Origin of the sequence: Aeromonas mytilicola subsp. aquatica, assembly GCF_044336385.1 — a bacterium.
GTDB lineage: Bacteria > Pseudomonadota > Gammaproteobacteria > Enterobacterales > Aeromonadaceae > Aeromonas > Aeromonas rivipollensis.
In genome coordinates this window covers 147,430-163,710 of record NZ_CP172298.1, presented here as the reverse complement: position 1 = coordinate 163,710, position 16,281 = coordinate 147,430, and the positions used below count along the sequence as shown (strand labels likewise).

Genomic DNA, 16,281 nt, shown 5'->3' with positions numbered 1-16,281 from the left:
TGGATCTTTCCCAGGCCAGGCGGGATCGACCGGCAGACCCCTCTCCTCTTCGATTCATTACCAGCAGTGAATTTTGATATCAGCTGAGTGCCATTTCAGTGAACACTCCACCGCCCTAGACTGCTTCTCGAACCTTAACGAGGAGTCTGTTATGAATTTCCCCCATATCCCTTTGCTGGCAGGCGCCATCGCCTCTGCCATGTCTTTCAACACCTTCGCCGGTGACCTTGTCTCGGTGCAGTTCAGCGATGGTCGCCCCGCCGTCACCGGGATCGAGGCGGTCAACGGAGTGCTCAACCCCATAGGGGTCAACGTGGTCACCGTCGAGATTCCCGACGGGGCCAGGCCGCTGCTCGAGGCCTCCCACCGCCGCGCGTTGACCAAAGCTGAGCACGGCGCCCTGATTGCGGCCTTCAACCTGAGTCAGGGGGATCTTCTGGAGCAGGCCAGGCTCGCAGGGCGCGAGCCTGCGGTGAAAGGAGGCGGCGTCGCGACCGAAGAGACGGGCGTCGGCCCCTACCCCAAGGTCTATGACCTGAAGGCGCTGGACGATCGCACCCGCAGCGCCGTGCTGGGGAAATACGGCCGCATGCACGTCAACTCCGCAGAAGACGGCACCGACATCGACGAGGTGATGACTGTGGTCAGCGGCGGCCCCTTCCGCTGGGGCTTTACCCTGAAAGACGGCAGCATAGCCCGCTTCCAGATCGACAAGGTGGGACTTGAAGACAAGGCAGTGCGGATCAGCTATCACGGGCTGGGCATGCACGCCGGGCTGATGGACGCCAAACAGGGGCTGCTGGTGGCCTTCGCCCATGGCCCCGAGGCATTCACCATGCGCTACCAGGCCGAGGTGCCCCACGCGCAGTTGCTCGGCACCAACCCCTGGGCCGATGTTGGCATCAGCCTGCCCCCCGCTCCCGGCAAGGCGCAGTAAGCCGGTGCGTGCCATCTGGCGGCGGGGCCCGGGCCCTGCCGCCTGCCTTATGCCTGTGGTCGCGGGGCCGGGGTGCCCGGGGCCCATCGCCTCTCTTGCGTCTGCGTGTCTGCCGGGCCCGCACTCCCCCGGAAGACCTTTATCCGGGCCGGTATTCCCACGGGCCGCTCTGTGGCTGGCGGCCGATGGCCGGGGATGGGGGATGGACAGCCCCGGGATCCGCACTATTGTGATAAAAGTGCGCAATGATGGAGCCATCATTTACCAGTAGTGAATTAACGGGGGCAGGATGAACAAGATCACGGCGCTGAACGTCTTTCGCCGGGTGGTGGAGATGGGCACCTTCAGGGCGGCGGCGGACGACCTGCGCCTCTCTCAGGCGGCGGTCAGCAAGAACATCAACGAGCTGGAAGCCTTTCTCGGCATCGCCCTCATCAACCGCACCACCCGGCGGCTGAGCGTCACCGAATCCGGCATGGCCTACTACGGCCAGATATGCGCCGTGCTGGACAGCCTGGACGCCGCCGACCAGTCCATCATGGCCGCCTCCTTCACCCCCAGGGGCAGGCTGAGGATAGGCATGCCCATGTCCTACGGGCTGATCCGCCTCAACCCCCTTGTCTGCGAGTTCCAGCGCCGCTACCCGGAAATCAGCATCGAGGTGATCCTGAGCGACGCCTATATGGATCTGGTGGATCAGGGGCTGGATCTGGTGATCCGGGGGGCAGGCAGCCTGGAGGACTCCACCCTGCGCGCCAAACCCCTGTGCGAGGTGCGGCGAGTGCTCTGCGCCGCCCCCGACTACCTCGAGGAGGCAGGCCAGCCCGCCCACCCGGAGGATCTCAAGGGCCACAACTGCCTGCTCTACAGCCTCTCATCCTCCCCCAACAAGTGGTTCTTTACCCGGGACGCGGAGAGCGTGGCGGTGGAATTGAAGCCCGCCAGCTTCTGCGCCAACAACGGCATAGCCCTGAAACAGGCGGCCGTGCAGGGGCTTGGGGTGATCCTGGTGCCCAAAGAGTTTGTGTCAGCCGAACTGGCAGACGGCACCCTGGTTAAACTGCTCCCCGACTGGCAACCCGACCCCCACGCCCTGTTCGCCGTCTACCCCTTCCACAAGGAGCAGTCCCGCAACGTGCGGCTCTTTATCGAATTTATCGTCAAGGCGTTTCAGCTGCGGTAAGCCCAGCAGGCGGGATCCTGGAGTTTGTGCCTCTCGGGCGAAACGCCGATAACCCAACTGTATGGCGGCGTGTAGGTTCGATTAGCGAAGCGTAATTGGACGTTCACCTAATCGGTCGATTCCCCTGACTACCGCCTGCCATCCAGAGTGATCACCCCCGCCTGAGTTGCCGATGTATCAGCAAATAGCCGCCTGCCGAGATGGCGGATCAGCAGCAGCGGAGGTACCAAGGTGAGCAGCAGCCAGTGGGTGTGGGGCAGGATAAAGGCCCAGATGATCTCGTGGGGCAGCCAGGTCGACGCAGTCGCCGTCATAAAGGCAAGTTCGTAGGTCTGCCACAACCAGAGCCCGGCAAAGAGCGGCAGCAACAGTGGGCGGGGCGTCAGCAAAAACAGCGGCAAGAAGGCAGAGGCGAGCACGACGCTGAACTCCAGCATGCTCGGGGCCAGCTCGGCAAAAGTCCGCCCCGAAGAGAGGCCGCTCCATTGGAGGGACATGTCCTCGGCCAATGCAGGCCACCAGGAAGCGTATTGAAATAGGGTAAACGAAACCATAAATAGCAGGCTGGTCAGCAGCGCCAGCGCCGTTTTTCGCAACAACCCCAACCGGCGCAGTGTCGGCATCCACTTAGACATCAATGACTCCCATCTGGTGACGGGGCAGCATGCCGTGGCATGGCCCGTCTTTAAAGCGTGACGGCTATTGCCCGTTAATTGCCGGAATATTGAAGCCAGTCACATCGGCATCAGCCTGAGCAGTTGCTTGGCCATAAGGCCCCATGCGAACCTTTCATTCTCGTTCACCACTAAAAATCATCATGTTCAGGCAAGTGACGATGAGTGCAACCCTGTTGATGGCCCGATCCAAGCTGAGTCAGGTCAGCGAAGAGGCAGGCAAGCAAGGGGTATGGAGAGCAAGCTGATCAATTGATCGGGTGTAAGCCAGTTACTTCAGCAAGGTGTAGTTTTACTAGCTATGCCTTGCTCAAAAAGATGGAGACCCTAGGTTTCGAATCTTTTTGAGTCCATCATCTAGTGATAACTAGCTCTGTACACACAGGTGATGGCAAGCTATGTTGAGCTAATTTTTGACATGGTATGTAGAATAAATGATGAATGCATTAAAGGTGTTTACAAACTTTTACGATTGATAATGAGATAAAAATGGCATGTGATGATGAAGACCTGAAGTTGGCTAAAGCTCAGGCACGAGAAATATGGAAGATACTTGAATATGTTCGAGGGGCATCGCCTATATCTAACTATCGTTCATTAGCATATTCAATTTTTTTTATGCGCTATCTTCAATCTAATACAGGTCAGCATTTTGAAGCATCAAGGTTCGATTCTTTTAATATCATAGCCCAGTCTTCTTACGAACTCATAAATAATGCCGTTCAACTTGGGTTAATTCATGGTGATGTATCTCACTTTCTGTGTGATTACTTAGAAAACACATTGAGAACATTTGGTGAGATTGATGAAAATTTTGTTCGCCATGCAATTAAAGACCGACTGATAAATACAAGCATTTCCGTTGCGTCGCTCTCTCTATCTGAGCTTGATTTACTTTTTGCAGAGAATGAAAGTAAGTCAGGAAGTGAATTCTATACACCTAAAGATGTAAACGACTTGGTCATGGAAATTGGATTGGGTTATAAACCAAAGTCAATCTGTGACCCGTTTGCAGGGGCAGGAAATACTGCATTTTCATTTTCCAACATAGGTTCAACAAGGACTCGCGTTGACACTCAAGAAGTTAACAAGGATGCCTACTTTCAACTGATAATTAAGAGAGTGATAAGACGAATTGAAGGGCATGATTATTTAGGTGACGCCTTGTCACAACCAATATATCAGAAAAACAAATATGATCTAGTCGTTTCTTTCCCACCTTTTGGGATGAAAATCCAGAAAGCCTCTAGGGAGGAGATATATTATAAAGTACGTAATCATTGGCTAGATATAGCTGGAGTTTTGCCTCAAAATAGAAGTGACTGGTTTATAACATTGTCAATGCTTCCAGCTCTTTCTGAAGGTGGTAAGCTAATAGTTGGTATGTCCCTTGGGGCTTTAACAAGAAGAGGCTCCGAGGCAAAAGTGCGTGAGTATTTAGTCTCTCATGGTATTATCGAACAAGTAATTTTATTACCTAAAAACATCCATTACTCGACGTCAATTCCCACAGTGCTTCTGATTCTAAACTCAGGGGTAAAATCATCAAATAACACAATAATTAAGTTCGTTGATGCCTCACTGTTTTACGAACCCGCTCGAGGCAGAAATATTCTCACACCAGACAATATCAATGAGATCGTGAAGGCTTGTCACAATGATGGCCGATTTAGTGCTAGCTATAATGTTAATCAGATCGCAGAGAGAGAGTTTAATCTAGATCCATCGCTCTTCGTTCGCAAAGACTTAAAGATTAGTGAGCTCTCAGTAATTAATTTTAGGGGATACTCCAACTTCAGAGTAGCAATGCATCCATCCTTGAGCGTGTTAGTTGGTGAGAATGGAGCAGGGAAAACCTCAATATTAGAAGCCGTAGCCTGTGGGCTTGGTCCTTTCCTTACTGCTATGCCCGACGCGAAAGGAAAGCTGATAAAAAAAACAGATATTCATGTAAGATCTAATGGTGTCGCTAACTATGCTCGCATAGCAATTGAAACGACATCGAGCTTGAGCTGGGATCTTGTCGCAAAGGGAGCAGGAACAGCCGAGCCACCAAAAATTGGAACAGCCGCACTAACTAGTTACGCCACTCAACTTGTAGATAACCAGTCTGAATTTCCATTAATTGCATATTACGGAACTGGTCGTGCTCTTACTCCTACAAATTCTAAGGTAGCAATAAATCCCTTTGAGAAAGAAATTCGTGGTGAAGGTTACGATTCTGCACTGGATGCTAAGGTAAACTACGGCATCATAAAGAATTGGTTTTCTAAAATAGAGGTAGATGAGCTTAGAAAACGCGATGAGAAAAAAGACCACGAATATATTCATCCAGCGAAGAAACTTGTTTCCGAAACGGTTTACCAGATCGTAGATAGAGCTACGAACCTAGAGTTCGATAAAAATAGCAATGATGTCGTGGTGCATTGGAAAAATGAGAAAGATGAGTGCGTAAAACTAACCTTGGAGCAACTGAGCGACGGTTATAGGAATATGGTTGCTCTAACGATAGACTTAGTGCGACGTGCCTATTTACTTAATCCTACTAGCAATAATCCATTAGCGGTGAACGGGATTGTTCTAATTGATGAGGTCGAGCTTCACCTACATCCTAGATGGCAACAGAAGGTTCTAAACGATCTCACTCATTTGTTCAAAAATGTTCAGTTTATTGTTACCACTCATAGTCCCCAAGTACTTACAACCATTAAAGCTGATTCTATTCGCATAGTGTCTGCCGATAATAGCGAAGCAAAGTTATTAATCGGGACCAGTACTTATGGCTCTGAAAGTTCAAGAATGTTGGAAGATGTTTTAGGTGGCAGTATTCGACCTCAACATCTTGAGATTGTCCAAAAGCTAAATCGTTATACCGAATTGGTAGAATCTGACAAATGGGATACAAGTGAGGCATTAAAACTCAAAGAGATTCTATATCAATGGGGTGGACAGACAGAAGCCGAGCTTCAAAGATTAGAAACAGATGTTCGTATTCGTGAGTTTGAGCGTGATAATGAAAAAGATAAATAAGGGGGTAGAGCCAAATCGATTAGGGGCATTCAAAGCTGCACACCCTGATGCCTTGTGGGAGAAAAATAAAGAATCCATTGGAGAAGCTTTCCGTTGTTGTAGTGCAAGGTACCAAGAGACGCAGCAACAACTACGGACAGATCAAGGCAATCTATGTGCATATTGCGAGCAGGACTTGCTGGCTGGAACCAATGGGGCATTAGATGACTGTCGCATTGAACATTTTCATCCGAAATCGAGACGAGAGCCGGGAGAACCTAATTGGGGGTTGGAGTGGACCAATTTGCTGGCTGTTTGTTGTGGAGGAAACCAAAGAAATGTTGTTAATCATGAGCAACGGTTTGATAGCGAATCAAATAATTATTCTTGTGATGTACCTAAGGACGACAAAATTCTGGATGCGATCATCTTAAATCCACTGCAATTACCTCACCTCAACGTTTGGAATTTTAATCGCTCAACAGGACTAATTACTGTAAATGAGAGTTCCTGTCTGTCTAATGGGCTGAACGTAGAAATGGCACGCAAAACCATAGATGAATTGAATCTAAATTCCCCTCGGTTAACACGAGCTCGAAAAGCTGTTCTCGATAGTCTAAATAATAATATTCAAGACATAGTTAATAGTGGGAGAACGATAGATTACGCTATTGGTTTAATAGCCAAATCAGTACTTAGAAAAAATAGATCGGGCGATTGGCCATCATTTTTCAGTGCGATACGTTTTTATTTAGGCCAACAAGCTGAGGAAAATTTAGTTCATCCACTTTAAGTGATTTATAGCTGGGAAATTCTGACTCCCACCATTGTGAGCCACGCACAACACTCTGACGAGAATTCTGGGCCACGGGCAGGCACGGTATTGATCCCCCTCCAATCCGCCGAGGGGAAGGCACAAGGTCAGGAGCGCCATCAGGGATGATGGCGCAGCCGCTGCGGGGCATGGATGCCCCATCTGCGGCGCTCCGTCCGACCTTGTGACTGACCCGAGGGCAGCCGCGAAGCGGTCGGATTGGCGGGGGAGAAGACCTTTGGTGACTTTGGGTCTTTCCAAAGTCACTCGCCCCAGCCCGAAGGGCGGGCGAAACCCTGTCGAGGGCCCAGCCCTCGCGTCCTGCACGGCGCCAGCCGTGCCATCAGCAGCAAGCGCCCCCTCATCCCCAACCCTTCTCCCGCGAGGGGAGAAGGGAGCAAAAGCGATCTCGGGAACTAGCCCTTCTCCCGCAAGGGGAGAAGGGAGCTAAGACGATCTCGGGAGCAAGCCCTTCTCCCACGGGAGGAGAAGGGGGCAAAGGCAATCTCGGGGATGATCCCCTCTCCCGTTGGGAGAGGGTCAGGGTGAGGGGATTAGAGCGCCTCCAATCTCGCGTAAGCGGTGACCAGCCACTTGGCGCCGACGTCGTCGAACTGGATCTGCACCCGGCTCTGCTGGCCGACACCTTCGAAGTTGAGTACCACCCCTTCCCCGAATTTCGGATGGAGCACCCGCTGGCCGAGCTTGATGCCGCTGGCGTCGAAGCTCTGCTGCACCTCGTTCTGGCTGAAGCGGCCGTACTGGGTCGGGCGGCTGACCTGGGTGCGCAGCCGTATCTCTTCCAGACACTCGGCGGGCATCTCGCGGATAAAGCGGCTCGGCTTGTGGAACATTTCGCGGCCATAGATGCGGCGGCTCTCGGCATAACAGATGTAGAGCTTCTCCATGGCGCGGGTCATGCCGACGTAACAGAGGCGGCGCTCCTCTTCCAGGCGGCCCGACTCCTCGGTGGATTGCTGGCTGGGGAACATCCCTTCCTCCACGCCGACCAGCAGCACCAGGGGGAACTCCAGCCCCTTGGCACTGTGCAGCGTCATCAGCTGCACCGCATCGGCGTATTCGTCCGCCTGATTCTCGCCGGATTCCAGCGCCGCGTGGGCGAGGAAGGCGGAGAGATCGCTCATGTCTTCCAGCTCGTCCGGGCGCTGGTACTGGCGGCAGGCGGTGACCAGCTCGTCCAGGTTCTCTACCCGTGCCTGGGACTTCTCGCCCTTCTCCGCCAGATACATGGCCTTGAGGCCGGAATTTTGAATGGCGATGTCCGCCTGCTGGTGCAGGGGCAGCATGCCAACCTGCTCTTCCAGCGCATCGATGAGATCCACAAAGCCGCGCACCGCATTGCCGGCGCGGCCGGTCAGTACCTTGTCGTTGAGCAGCGTCTTGGCCGACTGCCACAGGTTCTGGCCCTGATCCCGGGCGTTGTTGCGCAATATCTCCAGGGTGCGATCGCCTATGCCCCGGGTCGGGGTGTTGACCACCCGCTCGAAGCTGGCGTCGTCGCCTCTGTTGTTGATAAGACGCAGGTAGGCCATGGCGTCCTTGATCTCCTGGCGCTCGAAGAAGCGCAGGCCGCCGTAGATGCGGTAGGGCATGGCGTCCTGCATCAGCGCCTCTTCCAGCACCCGGGACTGGGCGTTGGAGCGATACAGAATGGCGCAGTCGGCCAAGAGGCCGCCTTTCTCTTTCCAATCCTTGAGGCGGCCGACCACGAAGCGGGCTTCGTCCACCTCGTTGAAGGCGGCATAGAGCGAAATCGGGTCACCCTCGGCCCCCTCTGTCCACAGCTCCTTGCCGAGCCGCTCCGAGTTGTTGGCGATGACGCAGTTGGCGGCTTTCAGGATATTGGCGGTGGAGCGGTAGTTCTGCTCAAGGCGTATGGTCTCGGCGCCCTGATAGTCGGTCAGGAAGCGCTGGATGTTCTCTATCTTGGCGCCGCGCCAGCCGTAGATGGACTGGTCATCGTCACCCACTATCATCACCTTGCCGGACTCGCCCGCCAGCATCCGCAACCAGGCGTACTGGATGCCGTTGGTGTCCTGGAACTCGTCCACCAGTATGTTCTGGAAGCGATCCCGGTAGTGCTCGAGGATATGGGGCCGGTTGAGCCACAGCTCGTGGGCGCGCAGCAACAGCTCGGCAAAATCCACCAGCCCGGAGCGATCGCAGGTCTCCTGATAGGTCTTGTAGATCTGCTGATAAGTGCGGGTGACGGGGTCGCCGTAGAGGTCGATGTCGCCGGGGCGCAGCCCCTCGTCCTTCTTGCCGTTGATGTAACCCATCACGGCGCGGGGGGCCCAGTGCTTCTCGTCGAGGTTGAGCGCCTTGAGCACCCGGCGGATGAGGCGATATTGGTCGTCGGAGTCGAGGATCTGGAAGTCCTGGGGCAGGCCCGCATCCAGATGGTGGGCCCGCAGCAAGCGGTGGGCGATGCCGTGGAAGGTGCCTATCCACATGCCGCGCACCCCGTCCCCTATCACCTTCTCGACCCGGCCGCGCATCTCGGCCGCCGCCTTGTTGGTAAAGGTCACGGCGATGATGGAGAAGGGTGAGCAACGCTCCACCTGCATCAGCCAGGCGATACGGTGCACCAGCACCCGTGTCTTGCCCGAGCCGGCGCCCGCCAGCACCAGCAGATTGCTGCGAGGGGCCGCCACCGCGTCTCTTTGCTTGTCGTTGAGCCCGTCGAGCAGGGTTGAAACGTCCATCACCACTCCTGTTTATTTATACAGGCGGCGATTATACGGCCTGAGCGGCCAGAGACCAACCGGCAGGATCAACGAAGGGGGCGGTGATAGTTCCGATATTGGCCCAACACATCACCGGAAAAGCTGAGCAGCATGGCGCGTGGTGCATCCAACACCTGATGGACAGGGTCAAAACGAAGGGAGGCTGCGTGCAAACGGCCTTCAGGCAAGGTCACTTCCGTGCCCCCCATCATGAGCTGGCCATCCTGATAATACCCATGCTGAAAGTGCACTATGGCGGCATCCACCATCAAGGTGCCCTGTTTCAACTGCAGTGACTCACGTTGCATTTCTCGCAACGCAAAGAGACTGGACAATGACGGACGCCCGCTGGGCATCCGCTGCAAGTATTCGCGGGTGATCAATTGATATTGCAACTGACCCTGACGATCGAAGACACGCTCCCGATAATCTTTGTAGCGTGCCAACATGCCGGCAGCTTGCGCCGCCGGCATCTGCAAAAAGAGCGCTCCCAACAGGAGCGCTTTGCATTGTTTACAGCTGATCGGCACAGCTGACCTTGTTGTCATCCAGATCGGTACAGGAGACGAAGACCTTGTCAAAGGTCGAACCAGCCAGCGGCGTCATCCGGGTTGACCAGTCATAGCTCACACCCTTGGCATAGATGGTGATGTAGGTGTTATCAGGTTCCTGCATCCAGCCAATGTACTCCAATGCACCGCGATCGCTCTCGGCAAGTGCCTTGAACTCGTCGCTCGAGATGAGACACATGGGCATACCCATTGCCTTGGACAACTCGGCATCCCGCTCGCCCACAGAACCAGCGCAGGCGCCCGCCACCTTGATGGTCACATCACTGCGATCCAGCATCTCATCGAAGAACGGCAACACATTGATGTTGTACTTCAGCCCTACGTCCTGAGGCTCCCAACCCATGCCAGTGTTGACGTACTCGGTCTCGGTATCTTCCCACTGGATAGTGGCCACCTTGCCCGAGAAATGGTCGGCCAGCAGATTCAGGGTCGCGGAATTGGCCTCGATCTCCTCCTGGCTCAGTGACTCGTCCAGCTTGCTCTGATCGATGGTCAGTGCGATGGCCACTGCATCCTTCAACTGCGCCTTGGCCTTGCCCAGACGAGACTTGGCATCGTCGGTCAGACGGAAGAAATCGGCGTGATTCACCAGGTTGTCCGGCTCGATATCCAGCTGACTGAACTGAGCCTTGAAGGTGTTGGCGCTCTCTTCATAAGTGGTGCTGGGCTGCATGCCCCAGGACTGTTTGATGTGCATGCGCGGCAAGGTCACCTCTTCTTCCTGGGTGGCATAGGCATTGTCCGGACCGTACTGGTAGGAGGCGGCAATATTGAGTGCCGATGCCATCGCCATCGCCGAGGCTCGCAGGGCCTTGGCACCGTCGAAGTTGAGGGTGACAGACTCGTCATCACCATAGGTAGCGCTGTAATCCGGATCCTGGATGTCAGCCAGGGTAGCGGCGACTTTTTCCATGCTGTCGGCATAGGCGCCCATCAGCTGGGCCACGTCACGGGTGTAACCCTTGCCACCTTTGAGAGCCACGGCAGCGGTGCCCGGGGTGTGGATGATCACATCGATCACCTTGGCCAGGCTGGTACTGTAACCACTGCCAATGGCAGAAGATGTGAAGCCCAGGCGCTCGGCAACCACGGGGTTGTTGGTCACTTCGAGCATGGCCAGCATGGCCAGCACTATCTGGCGATCTACCTTGCCACTGTCTGTGGTTTCAGCCTGCAGCGTGCCTTTGTAATCCTTGAGCTTGCTCTCGACATCCAGATTCTTCAGGTCGGTCAACGCCTGCAGATCGGAGAGTACCTTGTCGACCGCGACAGAGCGGCCATTGACCCCTGCCAGGGTGGCGGAGAGGTGGTCTTTCGCGGCGGCCAGGGAGACGACGTCCTTGGTCAGACCCGCGGTCTTCAGCGCCTCGACCAGTGAGGTGTTGAAGGCGTCGTCGCTACCCAGTTCGATAATCCCCAGTTGCGCAACCTGGGCCTTGTCGAGGGTGATGCCATTTTCTGGATTGCTGTCGCTGTCGAGCGTCTGCAGCAATGCGGCAATGCGGATCGCTCTCTCCTTGTCGTCACCGGCCAGGGTATATGGCGTCACCAGCGAGTTGCCAGCCTTGAGGGTCACGGACCCCAGACGCTGGTTACCCAGTGCGAAGGAGCAGCTGTCACCATCATCAAACAGGAATTCACCCTTGGCATTGGTCACACCAACGTAGTCGTCACACTGATAGTCGAGGCCACCGACGACCGAATCCAGGAAGACGGCTGTGTGCTGGGGCTTGCTGCCCGTATCGGTGCCACCGCCGTTATTGCCACCACCACTGTTGCCACCCCCATTATCGTCACCACCGCCCCCGCAAGCGGTCAACATGACACCGGACAGCACGCAAGCCACAGCCATACTCAGCACGTTTTTTTTCATTTTTATCACCCGAACAAATGTAAAAAATACGCCCCCATCCTGGGGGCGCAATCAATTCGGGCACACCCTAGCGTACTCATATGAAAAACACCAATGCATTTCCATATGAGTGTGGTCATTGTCACTAACGACAACCGCGATCGGGGGGCGGCACCAACCTGGCGGGCAACTCTGGGGGCATTTGCATCAATAAATCAGCAGCAACGTCATGGAACTGGATTAATAACGCCCCACTCACCTCTGCAGACCATCCGGTGACAGGAGCGGCATCCTCCCCCATGATTTGGTGCCGATAGAAACCACTTTTTTCATCGTCAGAGGAAAACGCTTGCGCATAACCTCATGAATAGAAACACAAATGTCGTTTGACGCCTATTAATCGCAGCATTTAACTCTGCAAACAAACCTAAAAACAAACACTTATAAAGCAATTTGCTTATATTTCAAACCGTTAACGCAAACGTTTTTCCTCTATGATCCCCTTGACCCACAGGCTGGCTCACTTACAGTTAGCCAGCGTGCTTTATGACCTGCCAAGACAGGTTGTGGACCCTCACATAACAATCAAGGATACGATCGTGACTAAAGTGCTCAAGCTGGCCACCGTGGCCGCCCTCACCCTCGCTGCCCTTTCTGCCCAGGCAGCCTCCGAGCCCGCCGTCATCTATGACACCGCAGGCAAATTCGACAAATCCTTCAACGAAGCCGTGTTCCGCAACGGCGTCGAAGTCTACAACAAGGACAAAGGCGTCAAGGTCAAGGAGTTCGAGCCCCAGAACGAAGCCCAGCGCGAGCAGGGCCTGCGTCGTCTGGCCAGCCGTGGCAACGGCCCCATAGTCGCCGTCGGCTTCAACATGGGTTCTGCGGTAGAGAAGGTGGCCACCGAGTTCCCGAACACCCAGTTCACCATCATCGACATGGTGGTCGACAAGCCGAACGTCCAGTCCCTCATCTTCAAGGAGCATGAAGGTTCCTTCCTGGTGGGTGCCCTGGCGGCCATCGCCTCCAAGACCGGCAAGGTCGGCTTCGTGGGCGGCATGGACATCCCGCTGATCCGCAAGTTCCAGTGCGGCTATGAGCAGGGCGCCAAGTACATCAATCCGAAGATCGACGTCTATCAGAACATGACCGGCTCCACCCCGGCCGCCTTCGCCGACCCGGCCAAGGGTGCGGAACTGGCCAAGTCCCAGTTCGCCAAGGGCGCCGACGTTGTCTATGCCGCCGCCGGCGGTACCGGCATCGGTGTCTACCAGGCTGCCAAGGACGAAGGCAAGCTGGCCATCGGCGTGGATTCCAACCAGAACCACCTGCAACCGGGCACCATGCTGACCTCCATGGTCAAGTCGGTCGGTCTGGCCGCGTACAAGAGCTGGGATGATTCCGCCAAGGGCAGCTGGAAGCCGGGTATCCAGTCCCTGGGTCTGGCCGAAGGCGGTGTTGACTGGGCGCTGGACGAGAACAACGCCAAGCTGATCACCCCGGAGATGAAAGCCAAGGTCGAAAGCATCAAGGCCGACATCATCGCCGGCAAGATCAAGGTGCACGACTACATGAGCGACAACTCCTGCAAGTACTGATACTGCAAGTACTGAGTCTCTGCTACGACTCTCAACCCAGACCGGCCCGCACGGGCCGGTTTTTAGTCTCTACTTCATGACCCGCAAGGACTGCATCATGGACCAGACAGATCGCTATGCCATCGAATTAAGAGGTATCGATAAGCGGTTCGGCGAAGTGTACGCCAACAAGCAGATCGACCTTCAGGTTCAAAAAGGCAGCATTCACGGCATAGTCGGCGAAAATGGCGCCGGCAAGTCGACCCTGATGAGCATCATCTACGGCTTCTATCACGCCGACAAAGGCGAGATGCTCATCGACGGCAACCCCTTCAAACCCCATGGCTCACAAGATGCGATTGCCGCAGGCGTGGGCATGGTGCACCAGCACTTTATGCTGGTGAACAATTTTACTGTTTTAGAAAACGTGATCCTCGGCGCGGAAAACGGCTGGCACCTGGGCAAGAGCCTGGCGGCGGCCGAGAAACTGCTCGGCGAGCTGGCCCGGGACTATGGTCTCGAGGTGCCGCTGCACGAGAAGATCGAGGATCTGCCGGTGGGCCTGCAACAGCGGGTCGAGATCCTCAAGGCGCTCTATCGCGGCGCCCGCATCCTGATCCTCGACGAACCGACCGGGGTGCTGACCCCGCAAGAGGCGGATCACCTGTTCGAGGTGCTGAAAAAGCTGCGGGATCAGGGCGCGACCATCATCCTCATCACCCACAAGCTGCGGGAGATCCTGGCCATCACGGATCAGGTCTCCATCATGCGCCGGGGCGAGATGGTGGCCCACGTCGCCACCAAGGACACCGACAAGGAGCAGCTCGCCGAGCTGATGGTGGGCCGCAAGGTGCGCCTCAAGGTCGACAAGGGCACAGCCCAGCCGGGCGAGGCCAAGCTCAAGGTCGATGGCCTCTCTTACGTCGATGACGCCGGGGTGGAGCGGGTCAAGTCCGTCAGCTTCGCGGTGCGGGCCGGGGAAGTGGTCGGCATCGCCGGGGTCTCCGGCAACGGTCAGTCCGAGCTGCTCAGCCTGCTCGGCGGCATCCTTCAGCCCAGCAAGGGCAGCTTCACCATCTCGGGTGACGCCCAGAGCCACGAGGTGAGCCTGACCCATCCGGCCGATCCGGAGCGGGTGCGCAACTTCGGCCTCGGCCACATTCCGGAAGACAGGCACAAGATGGGGCTGATCAATCGCTTCGAGGCGAAAGAGGCCTTCATCCTCGGTTATCACCGCCGCCCGCAATACAACAAGGGCTGGCTGCAGGACAAGGAGGCGATCCGCCAGGATTGCCAGGCCAAGATGGAGAAGTGGGACGTGCGCCCGCCGAGTCCGGAACACAAGACCGCGAACTTCTCCGGCGGCAACCAGCAGAAGCTGGTGATCGCCCGGGAAGTTGAGCAGGACCCGGATGTGCTGCTGGTTGGTCAGCCGACCCGGGGCGTCGACATCGGCGCCATCGAGTACATCCACCAGCAGATCATCGCCATGCGCGACAAGGGCAAGGCGGTGCTGCTGGTGTCGGTGGAACTCGACGAGATCATGAGCCTGTCTGACCGCATCCTGGTCATCGCCGACGGCCGCATCGTCGGCGAGCTGGACGGTGCCAAGGCGGATGAGCGCACCATAGGGCTTATGATGGCTAACATAGTGCCTGACGAGATTGCCAAGGAGGCCCACTGATGAGCCAAGTACGTATTCCTGCCTGGATCTCCGTGGGCGTGCTGCCCGCGGTCAACATACTGCTGGCCTTCCTGGTGTCGGCCATCTTGTTCTATTACCTCGACATCAACCCGGTCGATGCCGCCGAGATCATGTGGTACGGCGCCTTCGGCACCGGCGAGGGGATAGGCTTCACCCTCTACTACGCCACCGGCTTCATCTTCACCGGTCTGGCGGTGGCGGTGGCCTTCCACGCCGGCCTGTTCAACATAGGCGGTGAGGGCCAGGCCTATATCGGCGGCCTGGGCGTGGGGCTGGTCTGTCTGCTGCTCGGGGACGTGCTGCCGTTTGCCCTGCTGCTGCCGCTCGCCATCATAGCCGGTGGCCTGTTCGGCGCGGCCTGGGCCTTCATCCCGGCCTGGCTGCAAGCCAAGCGGGGCAGCCACATCGTCATCACCACCATCATGTTCAACTTCATCGCCGCCTCCCTGATGGCCTACCTGCTGGTCGATGTGTTCAAGCCGCCAGGATCCATGGCCACAGAGAGCAAGGTGTTCGCCGTGGCGAGCTGGCTGCCGAAGATGAGCGAACTGGCGGCTGGTTTCGGTGTGGAGATGCCGAACAGCCCCCTCAACATCAGCTTCGTCTGGGCGCTGATCTGTGCGGCCCTGGTGTGGGTCTTCATCTGGCATACCCGCTGGGGCTACGAGATCCGCTCGGTGGGGGCCAGTCAGAGCGCCTCCGCCTATGCGGGCATCTCCTACCCCAAGGTGGTGATCCTGGCCATGGTGATCTCCGGCATGCTGGCGGGCTTCTTCGCCCTCAACGTGCTGCAGGGTGAGCTGCACCAGATCAAGCTCAACTTCGTGGAAGGCTTCGGCTTCACCGGCATAGCGGTGGCCCTGATGGGTCGCAACCACCCGGTCGGCGTCATCATCGCCAGCCTGCTGTTCGGCTTCCTCTATCAGGGTGGCGCCGAGCTCAGCTTCGAGTTCGGGGTGGATCGCAACATAGTGGTGGTGCTGCAGGGTCTGGTGATCCTGTTCTGCGGCGCCCTCGAGCACATGCTGCGTCCGCGTATCGAGCAGGCCTACCTGGCGTTTGCCAACCGCTCAACCGCACAAGTGAAGGGAGTCTGATCATGTTCGAAATGCTGATCCTGATGCTGGACGCGACCATTCGTACCGCGTCCCCCCTGATCCTGGCTGCCATGGATGACAGGAATGTTTTGCGAGCCGAAGGGAGTCCAAGCC

General features: G+C 56.3%; 11 protein-coding genes. 7 read left to right on the top strand and 4 right to left on the bottom strand.

Going from position 1 to position 16,281, the window contains the following annotated elements; all coding sequences use genetic code 11:
* Positions 1-151 precede the first annotated feature (151 nt).
* Complete coding sequence (locus ACFWHB_RS00750) at positions 152-937, top strand: hypothetical protein (RefSeq protein WP_395949281.1); 786 nt, start codon at positions 152-154, stop codon at positions 935-937.
* 289 nt (positions 938-1,226) lie between these two features.
* Complete coding sequence (locus ACFWHB_RS00745) at positions 1,227-2,120, top strand: LysR family transcriptional regulator (protein ID WP_395949280.1); 894 nt, start codon at positions 1,227-1,229, stop codon at positions 2,118-2,120.
* A gap of 128 nt (positions 2,121-2,248) precedes the next feature.
* On the opposite strand, the gene ACFWHB_RS00740 is transcribed toward ACFWHB_RS00745, so the two are convergent.
* Positions 2,249-2,755 carry a hypothetical protein gene (locus ACFWHB_RS00740; protein WP_395949279.1) on the bottom strand — a complete coding sequence of 169 codons (507 nt, stop codon included), beginning with the start codon at positions 2,753-2,755 and terminating at the stop codon, positions 2,249-2,251.
* Between the two features lie 528 nt (positions 2,756-3,283).
* On the opposite strand from ACFWHB_RS00740, the gene ACFWHB_RS00735 reads away from it, so the two are divergent.
* Positions 3,284-5,824, top strand: coding sequence for an N-6 DNA methylase (locus ACFWHB_RS00735; protein ID WP_395949278.1), 2,541 nt, complete (start codon positions 3,284-3,286; stop codon positions 5,822-5,824).
* Entirely contained in the window at positions 5,808-6,596 is a 789-nt protein-coding gene (locus tag ACFWHB_RS00730) for a retron system putative HNH endonuclease (RefSeq protein ID WP_395949277.1), read from the top strand. Before ACFWHB_RS00735 ends, ACFWHB_RS00730 begins: the two co-directional genes overlap by 17 nt.
* Before the next feature lie 575 nt (positions 6,597-7,171).
* Here the strand turns inward: ACFWHB_RS00730 and uvrD are convergent.
* The 3 genes from uvrD to ACFWHB_RS00715 all read right to left on the bottom strand — a co-directional run bounded on the left by uvrD (position 7,172) and on the right by ACFWHB_RS00715 (position 11,797).
* The gene (gene uvrD, locus ACFWHB_RS00725) at positions 7,172-9,343 is read right to left on the bottom strand and encodes a DNA helicase II (protein WP_234677388.1); all 2,172 of its coding nucleotides are present in this window, start codon (positions 9,341-9,343) and stop codon (positions 7,172-7,174) included.
* 68 nt (positions 9,344-9,411) lie between these two features.
* Complete coding sequence (locus ACFWHB_RS00720; RefSeq protein ID WP_204356822.1) at positions 9,412-9,894, bottom strand: hypothetical protein; 483 nt, start codon at positions 9,892-9,894, stop codon at positions 9,412-9,414.
* Entirely contained in the window at positions 9,878-11,797 is a 1,920-nt protein-coding gene (locus ACFWHB_RS00715) for a hypothetical protein (RefSeq protein WP_395949276.1), read from the bottom strand. The genes ACFWHB_RS00720 and ACFWHB_RS00715 overlap by 17 nt, the downstream gene beginning before the upstream one ends.
* Positions 11,798-12,387: 590 nt before the next feature.
* On the opposite strand from ACFWHB_RS00715, the gene ACFWHB_RS00710 reads away from it, so the two are divergent.
* The 3 genes from ACFWHB_RS00710 (at position 12,388) to ACFWHB_RS00700 (ending at position 16,167) form a co-directional block, all read left to right on the top strand.
* Positions 12,388-13,386 carry a BMP family lipoprotein gene (locus ACFWHB_RS00710; RefSeq protein ID WP_042648471.1) on the top strand — a complete coding sequence of 333 codons (999 nt, stop codon included), beginning with the start codon at positions 12,388-12,390 and terminating at the stop codon, positions 13,384-13,386.
* Positions 13,387-13,483: 97 nt separating this feature from the next.
* Entirely contained in the window at positions 13,484-15,049 is a 1,566-nt protein-coding gene (locus ACFWHB_RS00705) for an ABC transporter ATP-binding protein (RefSeq protein WP_111913265.1), read from the top strand.
* Positions 15,049-16,167, top strand: a complete 1,119-nt coding sequence (locus tag ACFWHB_RS00700) for an ABC transporter permease (RefSeq protein ID WP_041206642.1) — start codon at positions 15,049-15,051, stop codon at positions 16,165-16,167. The genes ACFWHB_RS00705 and ACFWHB_RS00700 overlap by 1 nt, the downstream gene beginning before the upstream one ends.
* Positions 16,168-16,281 lie beyond the last annotated feature (114 nt).